Origin of the sequence: Candidatus Tokpelaia sp., assembly GCF_008636115.1 — a bacterium.
In the GTDB taxonomy this organism is placed as follows: Bacteria; Pseudomonadota; Alphaproteobacteria; order Rhizobiales; family Rhizobiaceae; genus QLZD01.
Map to the genome: position 1 here is coordinate 1 of NZ_QLZD01000045.1, position 412 is coordinate 412.

A 412-nucleotide genomic window follows, 5' to 3' on the forward strand; every position below is an offset into this window, starting at 1 on the left:
TTACCGGCCATTATGGCCGGGCTGGAGCGGTATTGCCGTGGCAAGCCCGCTGACCGTTCATGGTGTAATCCCTCTACATTTTTGAACCAGCAGCGCTGGACTGATGAACCCGCTTTGCCGGCAGTGCAAGGCGGCGGAATGCCCGGCGCGCCGCCTCGTGCGGGGCGATACATACGAGGGCGGGCAAGCGATGCGATGATGCGGCTAATAGCCGAGGAAGAAAGGCAAAAAAATGAGCGAGAATCTGAAGAAAAGGGCGATTTTGGATTTGGTGAACTCCTTCCCGCAGTCGGAAGGCATTGATTACGAAATTTTCTTTCGTGCTGCTTTTTTGGCGCTTGAAGGCTGTTCTGAACAGGCGATTGTCAGGGCGGTTGAGAAATTTTTGACTGGCGCGGTGGAGCGGAAAGGC

1 protein-coding gene is annotated in these 412 nt (G+C 55.3%); it reads left to right on the forward strand.

From position 1 onward, the window contains the following. Positions 1–232: 232 nt before the first annotated feature. On the forward strand, positions 233–412 hold a 180-nt coding region (locus tag DPQ22_RS08460), incomplete at its 3' end, for a hypothetical protein (protein ID WP_425305164.1).